The following is a 13191-nucleotide window of genomic DNA, read 5'->3' as shown; positions in this document are numbered from 1 at the left end:
AATTATTTGGCACAACTTGGCCACTCTGGCACGCGCCCTGCAATAACCCCTGTACAACCCAGTTTCGGGGACCTTGGTACAGGCAGGCCGAGAATCCCCTCTTTACACCCGGGGTGCTTGATGCGAACCGCGTCGCGCTCCACACCGCTTTGGGGAACCTCGGTACAGGCAGGCCGGGGATTCCCTCTTTAACATCGCAGCCTCTGGCTTCACTCCGTTTTGGGAGCCCTGGTACAGGCAGGCCGGGAACTCCCTTCTTTACACCCGGGGCTTATGCGGCGCAGCGCCCATAGCCCCAGCCCGTTTTGGGGACCTTGGTACAGGCAGGCCGGGGATTCCCTCTTTTATTGCTCCTGGAGATGGATCTCCAACCGCCAGCGGCCATCGGCCTCCTCGCCCTTCCACTCCCCACGCAACGGCCGAGCCGCCACCAGGTTCAGCAGCAAGCCGCCATCGGTCTTGCGCACGCGCCAGTTCACGTCCTTTTCGTTGACCTTGAGCTGCCCACTGGCGGCCTTGCCTTGCGCGTCGAACAACAGCGCTACGGTGCCGTCGATATGCTCGCCGTGCAGCTTGGGTTCGCTGTTGAACCACACCACCACCGCATCCGCCGCCGTCTCTACCTGCTGCAGTTCAACCGGGTCCGGGGTGGTGAGGCGGCCGATCATCAAGCCCACCATCACGCCGACAATCGCCAAAGAGCCCATGACCTTCGGCATTAGCTTCGGCCTTGGGTCCTCTTCGGGGGTAGAATGCAGCGCATCTTTACCTTCGGAGCCGTGCATGTTTCACGTCATCCTTTTTCAACCAGAAATTCCGCCGAATACCGGCAACGTTATCAGGCTGTGCGCCAACAGTGGCTGCCACCTGCATTTGATCGAGCCCCTGGGCTTCGACATGGACGACAAGCGCCTGCGCCGTGCCGGGCTGGACTACCACGAGTACGCCACGCTCAAGCGCCATGCCGACCTCGCCAGCTGCCTGGAAAGCCTCGGCCACCCACGGCTGTTCGCGTTCACCACCAAGGGGTCGCGGCCGTTCCATGATGCCAGCTTCGCCGAGGGCGACGCCTTCCTGTTCGGCCCGGAAAGCCGCGGCCTGCCCGCCGAGGTGCTCGACGCCCTGCCCGACGGCCATCGCCTGCGCTTGCCGATGCGCGAGGGCTGTCGCAGCCTGAACCTGTCGAACACCGTTGCTGTTGCCGTGTACGAAGGCTGGCGCCAACTCGGTTTCAAATAACACACCAGACGAAATGTGGGAGGGGGCTTGCCCCCGATGGCGGGTTGTCAGTCGACATCTATATGACTGATCCACCGCTATCGGGGGCAAGCCCCCTCCCACATTTTTTACCGCATCGACTTACTGAACCGTCGACGAACCTTCCTGTTGCATACGCTGCAGCTCTTGGGCGTACAGGGCATCGAAGTTCACCGGAGCCAGCATCAGCGCCGGGAACGAGCCACGGGTCACCAGGCTGTCCAGGGTCTCACGGGCATACGGGAACAGGATGTTCGGGCAGAACGCGCCCAGGGTGTGGCTCATGGACGCTTCGTCCAGGCCCTGGATCAGGAAGATACCAGCCTGTTGCACTTCAGCAATGAAGGCGACTTCTTCGCCGTTCTTGACGGTAACCGACAGGGTCAACACCACTTCATGGAAGTCGCCTTCCAGCGCCTTTTGACGGGTGTTCAGGTCCAACGCAACGCTTGGGGTCCATTCCTGACGGAAGATGGCCGGGCTTTTCGGCGCTTCGAACGACAGGTCACGCACGTAGATCCGCTGCAACGAGAATTGTGGCGCTTGAGCTTCTGCTGCTTCGGTGTTCTGTTGGTCAGTCATCGCAGATCCTTCTTGATCTTGGGGTCTTTTAGGGTTTAGGAGTCAGACGAGCAGCAGCGCATCGAGTTTACCGGCGCGCTCCAGGGCGAACAGGTCATCGCAGCCACCGATGTGCTTGGCGCCGATCCAGATCTGCGGCACGGACGTGCGCCCCGCTTTCTGGGCCATTTCGGCGCGCACCTGGGGTTTGCCGTCGACCTTGATCTCTTCGAAGGCAACGCCCTTCTTCTCCAGCAAGGCCTTGGCCCGCATGCAGTAAGGGCACCAATCGCTGGAGTACACGACAACCTGGCTCATATCACTTCACCAGCGGCAGGTTATCGGCCTTCCAGCTGCCGATACCGCCGGACAGTTTGGCGGCGGTAAAACCGACCTTGAGCATTTCGCGGGCGTGGGTGCCGGCGTGCTGGCCTTGGGCGTCGACCAGAATGATGGTCTTGGCCTTGTGTTTTTCCAGCTCGGGCAAGCGCGCGATCAGCTTGTCCTGCGGAATGTTCAGGGCGCCGACGATATGGCCGGCGGCAAAATCCTTGACCGGGCGGATATCCACGACAACGGCCTCATCCTTGTTGACCAGTGCGGTCAGCTCCGACGTGCTCAGGCTGCGGCCACCGCGGCTCAATTCATGAGCGATCAGCAGCGCCAGCAGGATGACGAAGGCACCCACGAGCAAGTAGTGGGCAGTGGCAAATGCAATCAGGTGATCAACCATCAAGGAGGTTCCAGGGCGTTAAAATGGCGGTAAGTATACACAGCCGTCAGGGGGGGCCAACCCCCGTAAAGCGGTGACGTGGTCGGAACTTCGCTTTAAACTGCCACTCCCTTTTCAATTGTCTTCCTTTATTACCGCCGCGAGAGGATCTATGACTACTACGCCTAAACCTTTGGTCCTGATAATTCTCGATGGCTTCGGACACAGTGAAAGCCACCACGACAACGCGGTGTACGCGGCCAAGAAGCCGGTACTCGACCGCTTGGTAGCCACCGTTCCCAATGGCCTGATCTCCGGTTCCGGCATGGACGTAGGCCTGCCGGACGGCCAGATGGGCAACTCGGAAGTTGGCCACATGAATCTCGGCGCCGGACGAGTGGTCTATCAGGACTTCACCCGCGTGACCAAATCGATCCGCGATGGCGAGTTCTTCGAGAACCCGACCATCTGCGCAGCGGTAGATAAAGCAGTCGCCGCCGGCAAGGCCGTGCACTTCATGGGCCTGCTGTCGGACGGCGGGGTACACAGCCACCAGGACCACCTGGTCGCGATGGCAGAGCTGGCGTTCAAGCGTGGCGCCGACAAGATCTACCTGCACGCCTTCCTCGACGGCCGCGACACCCCGCCGAAAAGCGCGCAATCCTCCATCGAGCTGCTCGACGCCACTTTCGCCGCCCTGGGCAAAGGCCGCATCGCCAGCCTGATCGGCCGTTACTTCGCCATGGACCGCGACAACCGCTGGGACCGCGTAGCCCAGGCCTACAACCTGATTGTCGATGGCCAGGCCGAATTCAACGCCGCCACCGCCCAGGAAGGCCTGGAAGCCGCCTACGCCCGCGGCGAAAGCGATGAATTCGTCAAGGCCACCACCATCGGCGAGCCGGTGAAGGTTGAAGACGGCGATGCCGTGGTATTCATGAACTTCCGCGCCGACCGCGCCCGCGAGTTGAGCCGCGTGTTTGTCGAAGACGGTTTCAAGGAGTTCGAGCGCGCGCGCCAGCCAAAGGTCCAGTACGTGGGCCTCACCCAATACGCCGCCAGCATCCCGGCCCCGGCCGCCTTCGCCGCCAGCAGCCTGGACAACGTGCTGGGTGACTATCTGGCCAAAAACGGCAAGACCCAACTGCGTATCGCCGAAACCGAGAAATACGCCCACGTGACTTTCTTCTTCTCCGGCGGCCGTGAAGAGCCGTTCCCAGGCGAAGAACGCATCCTGATCCCGTCGCCAAAAGTCGCCACCTACGACCTGCAGCCGGAAATGAGCGCGCCGGAAGTCACCGATAAAATTGTCGACGCCATCGAACACCAGCGTTACGACGTCATCGTGGTCAACTACGCCAACGGCGACATGGTGGGCCACAGCGGCAACCTGGAAGCCGCCACCAAGGCCGTGGAATGCCTGGACCTGTGCGTCGGCCGCATCGTCGACGCCCTGGAAAAAGTCGGCGGCGAAGCGCTGATCACCGCCGACCACGGCAACTGCGAGCAGATGTCCGACGAATCCACCGGCCAGGCCCACACCGCCCACACTACCGAACCGGTGCCGTTCATCTACGTCGGCAAGCGCGATTTGAAAGTGCGCGAAGGCGGCGTGCTGGCAGATGTGGCACCAACCATGCTGAAGCTGATGGGCCTGGAGAAGCCGGTGGAAATGACCGGGACCTCGATTCTGGTGTGATTCCAGCCTCACCGAAAATCAATGTGGGAGGGGGCTTGCCCCCGATAGCAGAGGGTCAGTCGACATCTATTCGACTGACCTGCCGCCATCGAGAGCAAGCCCCCTCCCACATTTTGATCTTCGGGGTTTGGTAGATATCTTTTTGCCATACCATCGCCACTCGGCACCTATCTTGCCTCTGAGCCCGAATTGGGCGTTTTTTTTGCGGCGCTTGGCGGGCATACTAGGCCGTCCCTTTCCCTGGTGTCGCCCGCCTCTATGCTTCGCGCCTTGATTACCCTTGCTCTTGTCTGCCTGCTCCAACCGGCGTTTGCCGATGAGCGCGCACAAACCCAACAACAGTTGGACGCTACGCGTCAGGACATTACCGAGCTGAAAAAACTGCTCGGCAAGCTCCAGGAAGAAAAGTCCGGCGTGCAAAAAGACCTGCGCGGCACGGAAACCGAGATGGGCAAGCTGGAGAAGCAGGTCCAGGAGCTACAAAAAGAATTAAAGAAGAGCGAGTCGGAACTGGAGCGACTCGACGCTGAGAAAAAAAAACTCCAGAGCGCGCGCGTTGAACAGCAACGGCTGATCGCGATCCAGGCCCGTGCCGCCTACCAGAGCGGCCGCCAGGAATACCTCAAGCTGCTGCTCAACCAGCAGAACCCGGAGAAATTCGCGCGCACCCTCACCTACTACGACTACCTGAGCAAAGCCCGCCTGGAGCAATTGAAAAGCTTCAACGAGACCCTGCGCCAGCTGGTCAATGTCGAACAGGAAATAGCCAATCAGCAGTCGCAGTTGGAGGACCAGAAGAGCGCCCTCGACACCCAGCGCGACGAGCTCGACAAGGTTCGCAAGGAGCGCCAGCTGGCCCTGGCCAAGCTCAATGACGACGTAAAGGCCCGTGACGCCAAGTTGCAGGCCCGCGAGCAGGACCAGGCCGACCTGGCCAAAGTGCTCAAGACCATCGAAGAAACCCTGGCCCGCCAGGCACGTGAGGCCGAAGAAGCGCGGCAAAAAGCGCTGATCGCCCAGCAGGAAGCCGAAAAAAAGCGCCAGCGTGAGGCCGAACTGGCAGCCACCACGGACGCCCCGGCGCCGCGTAAACCGGTGCATGCAGCCCCTGGCCCGCTGGTATCCAGCGCCGGCGAGTCGTTCGGCGGCCCTTTTGCTTCAGCCCGCGGCAAACTTCCATGGCCAGTTGATGGTCGACTACTGGCACGCTTCGGTGAAACCCGTGGCGACGACACCCGCGCCAAGTGGGACGGGGTGATGATCAGCGCCTCCGCCGGCAGCCAGGTGCACGCCGTTCACGGTGGGCGCGTGGTGTTTGCCGATTGGCTGCGCGGCGCCGGTTTGTTGGTGATTCTTGACCACGGTAATGGCTATTTAAGCCTTTACGGCCACAATCAGACTTTACTCAAGTCGGCAGGTGATGTTGTAAAAGCCGGTGAATCCATCTCCACTGTGGGTAACAGTGGTGGCCAGGACACCCCGGCGCTGTACTTCGCTATTCGTCAGCAGGGTCGCCCGAGCGATCCTGCACAATGGTGCCGTTCCCAAGGATAGGGCCGCATCTACATTAGGAGTTCGTTCGACATGCTGCATTTGTCCCGCCTCACTTCGCTGGCCCTGACGATCGCCCTGGTGATCGGCGCGCCCCTGGCTTTCGCCGACCAGGCCGCACCGGCTGTACCCGCCGCCACGGCCGCGACCACCAAGGCGCCATTGCCGCTGGACGAGCTGCGCACCTTTGCCGAGGTGATGGACCGGATCAAGGCAGCGTATGTCGAACCCGTAGACGACAAGACCCTGCTGGAAAATGCCATCAAGGGCATGCTCAGCAACCTCGACCCGCACTCCGCCTACCTGGGCCCGGAAGATTTTGCCGAGCTGCAGGAAAGCACCAGCGGCGAGTTCGGTGGCCTGGGCATCGAAGTCGGCTCCGAAGACGGCAATATCAAGGTGGTTTCGCCGATCGATGACACCCCGGCGTCCAAGGCCGGCATCCAGGCCGGCGACTTTATCGTCAAGATCAACGGCCAGCCGACGCGCGGCCAGACCATGACCGAAGCCGTCGACAAGATGCGCGGCAAGATCGGCCAGAAAATCACCCTGACCCTGGTGCGCGACGGTGGCAACCCGTTCGACGTGACGCTGACCCGCGCGACCATCGTGGTCAAGAGCGTGAAGAGCCAGCTGCTGGAGTCGGGCTACGGTTACATCCGCATCACCCAGTTCCAGGTCAAGACCGGCGACGAAGTGGCCAAGGCCCTGGCCAAGCTGCGCAAGGACAACGGCAAGAAGCTCAGCGGCATCGTGCTCGACCTGCGTAACAACCCGGGCGGCGTGCTGCAGGCGGCGGTGGAAGTGGTTGACCACTTCATCACCAAAGGCCTGATCGTGTACACCAAGGGCCGTATTGCCAACTCCGAGCTGCGCTTCTCGGCCACCGGCAACGACCTCAGCGAAAACGTGCCGCTGGCCGTGCTGATCAACGGCGGCAGCGCCTCGGCGTCGGAAATCGTCGCCGGTGCCCTGCAGGACCAGAAACGCGGCGTGCTGATGGGCACCACCAGCTTCGGTAAAGGCTCGGTGCAAACCGTGCTGCCGCTGAACAACGATCGCGCGCTAAAGATCACCACCGCGTTGTACTACACGCCGAATGGCCGTTCGATCCAGGCCCAGGGCATCGTGCCGGACATCGAAGTGCGCAAGGCCAAGATCACCAACGAGATCGACAGCGAGTACTACAAAGAGGCAGACCTGCAAGGTCACCTGGGCAATGGCAACGGCGGCGCCGACCAACCGACCGGCAGCGGCGCCAAAGCCAAGCCGATGCCGCAGGACGACGACTACCAACTGGCCCAGGCGCTTAGCCTGCTTAAAGGCCTGAGCATCACTCGCAGCCGTTGATATGCGCTTTGCTCTGATCATTGCCCTGCTGTGCAGCCTGGCAGGGGTCGCCCACGCGGCCCCTGCCGGCGAACCACACAAAGCCTACCTCACCTTGATCATCGACGACCTGGGGCAAAACCTGCCCCGGGATCGGCGTGTGCTCGCGCTGCCCGGCCCGGTGACCACGGCGATCATGCCTGACACACCCCACGCCGCCGAATTCGCCCGCGAAGCGCACAAGGCCGGCAAGATCGTGATCCTGCACATGCCCATGGACCCGGCCACCGGGCCGTTCGCCTGGCACCCCGAGCTGCCCATCGAGGAGCTGGGCAAGCGCCTGGACGCGGCCTTCAACGCCGTACCCTACGCGGCCGGCATCAACAACCATATGGGCAGCCGTATGACCGCGCAGCCAGAGGCCATGGCCTGGCTGATGGGCGAGCTGCAACGGCGCCACAAGTTCTTTGTCGACAGCCGCACCAGCGCCAAGACGGTGGCCGCCGCCGAGGCACAGAAGATTGGCCTGGCCAGCGTCTCACGGGATGTATTCCTCGATGACGAGCGCACCGAAGCGGCGATCACTACCCAGTTGCAAACCGCGATCACGCTGGCCCACAAGCAAGGTTCGGCGGTGATGATCGGCCATCCATACCCACAGACCCTCGCGGTGCTGGAGCGCGAGCTGCCCAAGCTCAAGGCCCAGGGCATCGAGTGGATCAATATCAAGTTGATGATCAGCCTGCGCAGCAATCGCGCCATGGCGGGTCATGGTAAAGACGGCACTTACCGCTGATACCCTGCCTTACATAGCTACCGCTTTGCCCCTTCCGTTTTATTCAATAGTTGCAGCGCAGCCAAACAGGCCACGCAAGTGCAGGCCTGCAACTTTTATAAAATTGGGAAGATAAACAATGCAGCCCATCCGTTTTAAAGATCTGTTGATCAATTTCACAACAGAGTTTGATCTGCTCTGGAGCGCCAAAGACTCAGGCGCAGATAACGCCGCCACGTTTTGGCGCCCCAATACCACGGCGGATTCGCTGAACAGTTTCTCTTCGTTGGGTGACGTGATCGCCAACGACTATCGCACGATCAATAACCGCAAGTTCGTCGCCGTGGTCAGCGAAGCAGACACCGTCAATGGCACCGCCCTGCGGGCGCCGGTAGGCTTTAACCTGGTCTGGAAAAACGCCGCCAAGAAAGTTCGCTCCGAATTCTCCGTATGGAAACCGGTGCCTCCCGAAGGGTATGTGGCCATGGGCATGGTCTGCTGTATCGGGTATGACAAACCGACACTGAATGCGGTGCGCTGTGTCAGGGCGGATCTTGCCGTCGACGCCTATATCGGCAACTCGATATGGAACGACAAGGGCAGTGGCGCTCATCTTGACTTCAGCGCATGGGATGTTCATACCCCCGACGTAGAGCCTGGCGCAGCCTACATCGCCACCGGCACCTTTTACGGGACGGACGGATGGACCCGGCCCTCGTTCGGTGCCAGGCCTTATGCCTTGCGCATGGAACTGGCGCTCCAGGAAAGCCCTCTGCCCGCACCACCCGCGCCGCTTGCAGCGGTGGAAACGGAGCCGTCTGCCACTGTGTGCGAACTGCCATGGTTCACTGTAAAGGACAGCAACCTGACGCCGTTTGAACAGCTGCATTACTCGCCGATGTATCGACTGCAAAGAATCGATCGATACCTGGCAGTAGGCGTTGGGCAGAACACCACACCGCAGGGCAAAACGTTCAACTGGACGGCATACAAGGGCGAGGTCGACGACCATTCAATAGACTTCACAACGCTGACGGGCATTCAGCTCGCGTATGAGTGGTCACCCATTTCCCGACCGGTGATTTTTTCTGCGCAGTTGAGCAAGTCGTTCACCCATACCACGCAATCGGCCAAGGGCTGGGGCGCTTCAATGCCGCTGGAAGTGGCGGCGTATGTGCCGGCAAGCCAGACCATCGCCGCCTACGTCATACGCAGCGAGTATACGTTGTACCGCCAGGACGGCAGTCAACTGGCCTCTACCGTGAGTTACACCAACGGCGACACGGTGTACTTCAGCGAAGCATCTGAGGCGGCGCCTGAGGATGAAGAAAACCTGCCGGCCCCGGCGCCGCCCGAAGTACCCGAGATCGTCGAGGAAGCACTTGCTCAGCCTTCCGTCGAACCCGTGCTAGAGATAACGCCCCATGATTTCACCGACAACACCCTCTTCCCGTAACTGATCAAGGGCCTTTTGAAGCTTGGCCACCTGTTCATCCGGCACGTTCTTGTTCAGCGCCAGGTACAACTCGGCGCTGTTGAATCGCAGCACGGTCTTGAGCCCGGTCACCCCGACCTGGCGTGCCAGGTAACGGCCCGCCGGGTCGCCGGTGGCCCACAGGTCGATCTGGCCATCCATCAGCTTTTGCGCGTTGTCCTGGTCGCGCAGCACCACCAGTGGGTTGAGGCCCTGCTTTTCCAGGGTCTCGGCGATGGCATCGCCTTTATAGGCGCCGATCTTGTAACGGCGTGCATGCTCAAGGTCGGCCAGCTGGATTTTGCTGTCGGCTTTGGCCAGCAACACCCAATCATCCGGGCCAATCGGGCCGACCCATTTGAACAGCGCTTCGCGATCGGGCAGGCGCGCCATCACGAATACGCCGTAGCCGGGCTTTTCCAGGGCGAGCTTGTAGATTCGCTCCCACGGAAAACGCAGGGTCAGATTGTAGGAAATGCCGGCGCGCTTGAAGGTCTCGCGGACAATGTCCACGGCGATGCCTTCGATGTTTTCTTCCTTCGCGAAGTTCTTGCCGTTCTTGGCCATGTTGTAGGGCGGGAAATTTTCCGTCAGCAACACCAGAGAGGCGTCAGACGGTTCTTCGGCGTGGGCCGAACCTGCCAACAGCAGGGAGGTACTGGCGAGGGCGAGCAACAGGGTCTTGAACATGAAGGCTACCGGGATCCATGGCAAGCGCAGAGAGTGCCGCGCGCCCGCCATGGTGTCCAGCAACGTTTAGCGAACGACGATACCTCGCGCCGCCATGTAGGCCTTGGCCTCGGGAACGGTGTATTCGCCAAAGTGGAAAATACTCGCCGCCAGCACTGCGCTGGCGTGGCCTTCGATCACACCGTCGGCCAGGTGTTGCAGGTTGCCCACACCGCCCGAAGCGATTACCGGAATGCCCAGCGCGTCGCTGATGGCGCGGGTCACGCCCAGGTCGAAGCCATTTTTCATGCCGTCCTGGTCCATGCTGGTGAGCAGGATTTCGCCAGCGCCCAGGGCTTCCATCTTCATCGCCCACTCCACCGCATCCAGGCCGGTCGGCTTGCGACCACCGTGGGTGAAGATCTCCCAGCGCGGGGTTTCACCCGGGCCGGAAACCTTTTTGGCGTCGATGGCTACCACGATGCATTGCGAGCCGAAGTGTTGCGCCGCTTCGCCGACAAACTCCGGGTTGAACACCGCAGCCGTGTTGATCGAGACCTTGTCCGCACCGGCATTGAGCAGGTTGCGGATGTCTTGCACGGTGCGTACGCCACCGCCCACGGTCAGTGGGATAAACACCTGGCTGGCCATGCGCTCGACGGTATGCAACGTAGTGTCGCGGCCGTCGACGCTGGCGGTGATGTCGAGAAAGGTAATCTCGTCGGCACCCTGCTCATCGTAGCGACGGGCGATTTCCACCGGGTCGCCGGCATCACGGATGTTCTCGAACTTGACGCCCTTGACCACGCGACCGTTGTCGACGTCCAGGCAAGGGATGATGCGTTTGGCCAGCGCCATGGTCAGTCCTCAGCCGTTGTAGGCGTCGCAGTAAGCCTGGGCTTCGGCGACGTCCAGGGTACCTTCGTAGATCGCACGGCCGGTGATGGCGCCGATGATGCCGGGGGCCTTGGCGTCCAGCAGCGACTTGATGTCGCCCAAGTTGTGGATACCGCCGGAAGCGATCACCGGAATCTTCGTGGCCGCAGCCAGCGCAGCGGTGAACGGCACGTTGCAGCCCTGCATCATGCCGTCTTTGGCGATATCGGTATAAACGATAGCGGACACGCCGTCGGCTTCAAACTGCTTGGCCAGGTCGATCACCTGCACGGTGCTGATTTCAGCCCAGCCATCGGTGGCGACGAAACCGTCTTTGGCATCCAGGCCGACGATGACCTTGCCCGGAAACGCGCGACAGGCTTCGGCAACGAACGCAGGGTCTTTCACCGCCTTGGTGCCGATGATCACGTAGCTCACGCCAGCCTTGACGTAGTGCTCGATGGTTTCCAGGGAGCGGATACCGCCACCGATCTGGATCGGCAGGTTCGGGTAGCGCTTGGCAATCGCGGTGACCACTTCACCGTTGACTGGCTGGCCTTCGAAGGCGCCGTTCAAGTCCACCAGATGCAGACGACGGCAGCCCCCTTCCACCCATTTGGCGGCCATGCTCACCGGGTCATCGGAGAACACCGTGGAGTCTTCCATACGGCCTTGGCGCAGACGTACGCAGGCGCCGTCCTTGAGATCGATAGCGGGGATAATCAGCATCTGGCAAACCTTATTCGATATTCAGCAATGCTTGGGAAATCAGGGTTTCTCAAGCGACCACAGGTCGCTTTCGATGCTTTCGAACCTTTCTTTAAGGAGCGTCTGCGCGTCGAAAACCGCCCGGTTGTAATAGTGCGGAGCCACTTCGGTGGTGAACAGCTCAAGAATCTCGGCGACCTCGAACGAACCCAGCTTGAGTTCGAAGCGGTCTTCCATGAAGCGCTTGATCTTGAGGGTAGCCTCACTCTCCTGTTCGGGCGTGAGGTTCAAGATAGGCTGCTTCGGCTTCCTGGCCATTTACCAGCGCCCGTCCCAGGCGGCGAAGTTCTGCAGCAATTGCAGGCCATGGGTATGGCTCTTCTCCGGGTGGAACTGCACGGCAAACCGCGAGCCTTCGGCCAGCGCGGCAGCGAAGTCGACGCCGTAGTGCCCGCCACCCACCACCTGGCCGGGTTTACCGGCGGCGATGTAATAGCTGTGCACGAAGTAGAAGCGCGCCATGTCCGGCACTTCGTGCCACAACGGGTGATCGACGCTCTGGCGCACTTCGTTCCAGCCCATGTGCGGGACTTTCAAGTGTTCGCCGTCTTCATGCAGGTCTTTGCCGAAGAACTTCACCTGGCCCGGGAACAGGCCGATGCAGTCGACGCCGTCGTTCTCTTCACTGCTGTCGAGCAAGGCTTGCATGCCCACGCAGATCCCGAGAAACGGGCGGTCCTGGCTGACTTCACGCACCAGGCTGTCAAAGCCCAGGCGGCGGATCTCGGCCATGCAATCGCGAATCGCGCCGACGCCCGGGAACACTACCCGGTCGGCTTCGCGAATCACGTTGGCATCGCTGGTGATCAGCACCTTGCCGGCGCCTACGTGCTCGAGGGCCTTGGCCACCGAGTGCAGGTTACCCATGCCGTAGTCGATAACCGCGACCGTCTGCATTACAGAACGCCCTTGGTCGAAGGCATTTGCCCGGCCATGCGGTCATCCAGCTCCACCGCCATGCGCAGCGCGCGGCCGAAAGCCTTGAACACGGTTTCGATCTGGTGGTGGGTGTTGGTGCCACGCAGGTTGTCGATGTGCAGGCTGACCAGTGCGTGGTTGACGAAACCCTGGAAAAATTCCTGGAACAGGTCGACGTCGAAGCCGCCCACGGTGGCGCGGGTGTACGGCACGTGCATCTGCAGGCCTGGGCGGCCCGAGAAGTCGATGACCACACGCGACAGCGCTTCGTCCAGCGGGACATAGGCGTGGCCGTAGCGACGGATGCCTTTTTTGTCGCCGATGGCCTTGGCAAAAGCCTGGCCGAGGGTGATACCCACGTCTTCCACCGTGTGGTGGTCGTCAATGTGCAGGTCACCCTTGCTGACGATATCCAGGTCGATCAGCCCGTGACGGGCGATCTGGTCCAGCATGTGCTCAAGAAAAGGTACACCGATATCAAATCGGGCCTTTCCGGTGCCATCCAGGTTGATCGAGGCTTTGATCTGGGTTTCCAGAGTGTCGCGCTCGACGGACGCCTTACGTTCGGCCATCACCAGCTCCGCAAAATCATTGGGCGAAAA

General features: G+C 61.1%; 16 protein-coding genes. 6 read left to right on the top strand and 10 right to left on the bottom strand.

The window, feature by feature from the left end; genetic code table 11:
* Positions 1-344: 344 nt before the first annotated feature.
* On the bottom strand, positions 345-785 hold the full coding sequence (locus CXQ82_RS01785) for a hypothetical protein (protein WP_101265599.1): 441 nt from the start codon (positions 783-785) through the stop codon (positions 345-347).
* On the opposite strand from CXQ82_RS01785, the gene CXQ82_RS01780 reads away from it, so the two are divergent.
* Positions 784-1239 carry a tRNA (cytidine(34)-2'-O)-methyltransferase gene (locus CXQ82_RS01780; protein ID WP_003171120.1) on the top strand — a complete coding sequence of 152 codons (456 nt, stop codon included), beginning with the start codon at positions 784-786 and terminating at the stop codon, positions 1237-1239. The genes CXQ82_RS01785 and CXQ82_RS01780 overlap by 2 nt on opposite strands.
* A 120-nt stretch (positions 1240-1359) precedes the next feature.
* Here the strand turns inward: CXQ82_RS01780 and secB are convergent, their stop codons facing one another.
* Genes secB through CXQ82_RS01765 form a run of 3 tightly spaced genes read right to left on the bottom strand, consistent with a single transcriptional unit; the run spans position 1360 to position 2551 of the window.
* A complete protein-coding gene (secB, locus tag CXQ82_RS01775; RefSeq protein ID WP_010213875.1) occupies positions 1360-1839 on the bottom strand; it encodes a protein-export chaperone SecB in 480 nt (159 codons plus the stop codon).
* 42 nt (positions 1840-1881) lie between these two features.
* A complete protein-coding gene (grxC, locus tag CXQ82_RS01770; RefSeq protein ID WP_010213876.1) occupies positions 1882-2136 on the bottom strand; it encodes a glutaredoxin 3 in 255 nt (84 codons plus the stop codon).
* A gap of 1 nt (position 2137) precedes the next feature.
* Positions 2138-2551 carry a rhodanese-like domain-containing protein gene (locus CXQ82_RS01765; RefSeq protein WP_101265597.1) on the bottom strand — a complete coding sequence of 138 codons (414 nt, stop codon included), beginning with the start codon at positions 2549-2551 and terminating at the stop codon, positions 2138-2140.
* A gap of 151 nt (positions 2552-2702) precedes the next feature.
* Here CXQ82_RS01765 and gpmI point away from each other — a divergent pair, with 151 nt between their 5' ends.
* From gpmI to CXQ82_RS01740, 5 genes are all read left to right on the top strand, one after another.
* Positions 2703-4229, top strand: a complete 1527-nt coding sequence (gene gpmI, locus CXQ82_RS01760; RefSeq protein ID WP_101265595.1) for a 2,3-bisphosphoglycerate-independent phosphoglycerate mutase — start codon at positions 2703-2705, stop codon at positions 4227-4229.
* 258 nt (positions 4230-4487) lie between these two features.
* Positions 4488-5783 carry a murein hydrolase activator EnvC gene (locus CXQ82_RS01755; RefSeq protein ID WP_101265592.1) on the top strand — a complete coding sequence of 432 codons (1296 nt, stop codon included), beginning with the start codon at positions 4488-4490 and terminating at the stop codon, positions 5781-5783.
* Positions 5784-5813: 30 nt separating this feature from the next.
* On the top strand, positions 5814-7130 hold the full coding sequence (locus CXQ82_RS01750) for a S41 family peptidase (RefSeq protein WP_101265590.1): 1317 nt from the start codon (positions 5814-5816) through the stop codon (positions 7128-7130).
* Between the two features lies 1 nt (position 7131).
* Positions 7132-7905, top strand: coding sequence for a divergent polysaccharide deacetylase family protein (locus CXQ82_RS01745; protein ID WP_101265587.1), 774 nt, complete (start codon positions 7132-7134; stop codon positions 7903-7905).
* A gap of 118 nt (positions 7906-8023) precedes the next feature.
* A complete protein-coding gene (locus CXQ82_RS01740) occupies positions 8024-9340 on the top strand; it encodes a Vps62-related protein (protein ID WP_101265585.1) in 1317 nt (438 codons plus the stop codon).
* On the opposite strand, the gene CXQ82_RS01735 is transcribed toward CXQ82_RS01740, so the two are convergent.
* From CXQ82_RS01735 to hisB, 6 genes are all read right to left on the bottom strand, one after another.
* Complete coding sequence (locus CXQ82_RS01735) at positions 9293-10048, bottom strand: ABC transporter substrate-binding protein (protein WP_101265582.1); 756 nt, start codon at positions 10046-10048, stop codon at positions 9293-9295. The two genes, CXQ82_RS01740 and CXQ82_RS01735, sit on opposite strands and share 48 nt — an antisense overlap.
* Before the next feature lie 66 nt (positions 10049-10114).
* Positions 10115-10885: an imidazole glycerol phosphate synthase subunit HisF gene (hisF, locus tag CXQ82_RS01730; protein WP_017138643.1), complete on the bottom strand. Its 771-nt coding sequence runs from the start codon at positions 10883-10885 to the stop codon at positions 10115-10117.
* A 9-nt stretch (positions 10886-10894) separates the two neighbouring features.
* A complete protein-coding gene (hisA, locus tag CXQ82_RS01725; protein ID WP_003187784.1) occupies positions 10895-11632 on the bottom strand; it encodes a 1-(5-phosphoribosyl)-5-[(5-phosphoribosylamino)methylideneamino]imidazole-4-carboxamide isomerase in 738 nt (245 codons plus the stop codon).
* A 39-nt stretch (positions 11633-11671) separates the two neighbouring features.
* Entirely contained in the window at positions 11672-11929 is a 258-nt protein-coding gene (locus CXQ82_RS01720) for a DUF2164 domain-containing protein (protein WP_101265579.1), read from the bottom strand.
* On the bottom strand, positions 11930-12568 hold the full coding sequence (gene hisH, locus CXQ82_RS01715; protein ID WP_012721746.1) for an imidazole glycerol phosphate synthase subunit HisH: 639 nt from the start codon (positions 12566-12568) through the stop codon (positions 11930-11932).
* Complete coding sequence (gene hisB / locus CXQ82_RS01710) at positions 12568-13161, bottom strand: imidazoleglycerol-phosphate dehydratase HisB (protein WP_003218037.1); 594 nt, start codon at positions 13159-13161, stop codon at positions 12568-12570. Before hisB ends, hisH begins: the two co-directional genes overlap by 1 nt.
* Positions 13162-13191: the final 30 nt, after the last annotated feature.

Source organism: Pseudomonas sp. S09G 359 (genome assembly GCF_002843605.1).
GTDB lineage: Bacteria > Pseudomonadota > Gammaproteobacteria > Pseudomonadales > Pseudomonadaceae > Aquipseudomonas.
This window is presented reverse-complemented; position numbering and strand designations above follow the sequence as displayed.

What these genes read in the sequence shown, in the direction of transcription:
- CXQ82_RS01780 (WP_003171120.1), top strand. Translation starts at nt 784, where the DNA reads ATGTTTCACGTCATCCTTTTTCAACCAGAAATTCCGCCGAATACCGGC.
- CXQ82_RS01785 (WP_101265599.1), bottom strand. Translation starts at nt 785, where the DNA reads ATGCACGGCTCCGAAGGTAAAGATGCGCTGCATTCTACCCCCGAAGAG.
- secB (WP_010213875.1), bottom strand. Translation starts at nt 1,839, where the DNA reads ATGACTGACCAACAGAACACCGAAGCAGCAGAAGCTCAAGCGCCACAA.
- grxC (WP_010213876.1), bottom strand. Translation starts at nt 2,136, where the DNA reads ATGAGCCAGGTTGTCGTGTACTCCAGCGATTGGTGCCCTTACTGCATG.
- CXQ82_RS01765 (WP_101265597.1), bottom strand. Translation starts at nt 2,551, where the DNA reads ATGGTTGATCACCTGATTGCATTTGCCACTGCCCACTACTTGCTCGTG.
- gpmI (WP_101265595.1), top strand. Translation starts at nt 2,703, where the DNA reads ATGACTACTACGCCTAAACCTTTGGTCCTGATAATTCTCGATGGCTTC.
- CXQ82_RS01755 (WP_101265592.1), top strand. Translation starts at nt 4,488, where the DNA reads ATGCTTCGCGCCTTGATTACCCTTGCTCTTGTCTGCCTGCTCCAACCG.
- CXQ82_RS01750 (WP_101265590.1), top strand. Translation starts at nt 5,814, where the DNA reads ATGCTGCATTTGTCCCGCCTCACTTCGCTGGCCCTGACGATCGCCCTG.
- CXQ82_RS01745 (WP_101265587.1), top strand. Translation starts at nt 7,132, where the DNA reads ATGCGCTTTGCTCTGATCATTGCCCTGCTGTGCAGCCTGGCAGGGGTC.
- CXQ82_RS01740 (WP_101265585.1), top strand. Translation starts at nt 8,024, where the DNA reads ATGCAGCCCATCCGTTTTAAAGATCTGTTGATCAATTTCACAACAGAG.
- CXQ82_RS01735 (WP_101265582.1), bottom strand. Translation starts at nt 10,048, where the DNA reads ATGTTCAAGACCCTGTTGCTCGCCCTCGCCAGTACCTCCCTGCTGTTG.
- hisF (WP_017138643.1), bottom strand. Translation starts at nt 10,885, where the DNA reads ATGGCGCTGGCCAAACGCATCATCCCTTGCCTGGACGTCGACAACGGT.
- hisA (WP_003187784.1), bottom strand. Translation starts at nt 11,632, where the DNA reads ATGCTGATTATCCCCGCTATCGATCTCAAGGACGGCGCCTGCGTACGT.
- CXQ82_RS01720 (WP_101265579.1), bottom strand. Translation starts at nt 11,929, where the DNA reads ATGGCCAGGAAGCCGAAGCAGCCTATCTTGAACCTCACGCCCGAACAG.
- hisH (WP_012721746.1), bottom strand. Translation starts at nt 12,568, where the DNA reads ATGCAGACGGTCGCGGTTATCGACTACGGCATGGGTAACCTGCACTCG.
- hisB (WP_003218037.1), bottom strand. Translation starts at nt 13,161, where the DNA reads ATGGCCGAACGTAAGGCGTCCGTCGAGCGCGACACTCTGGAAACCCAG.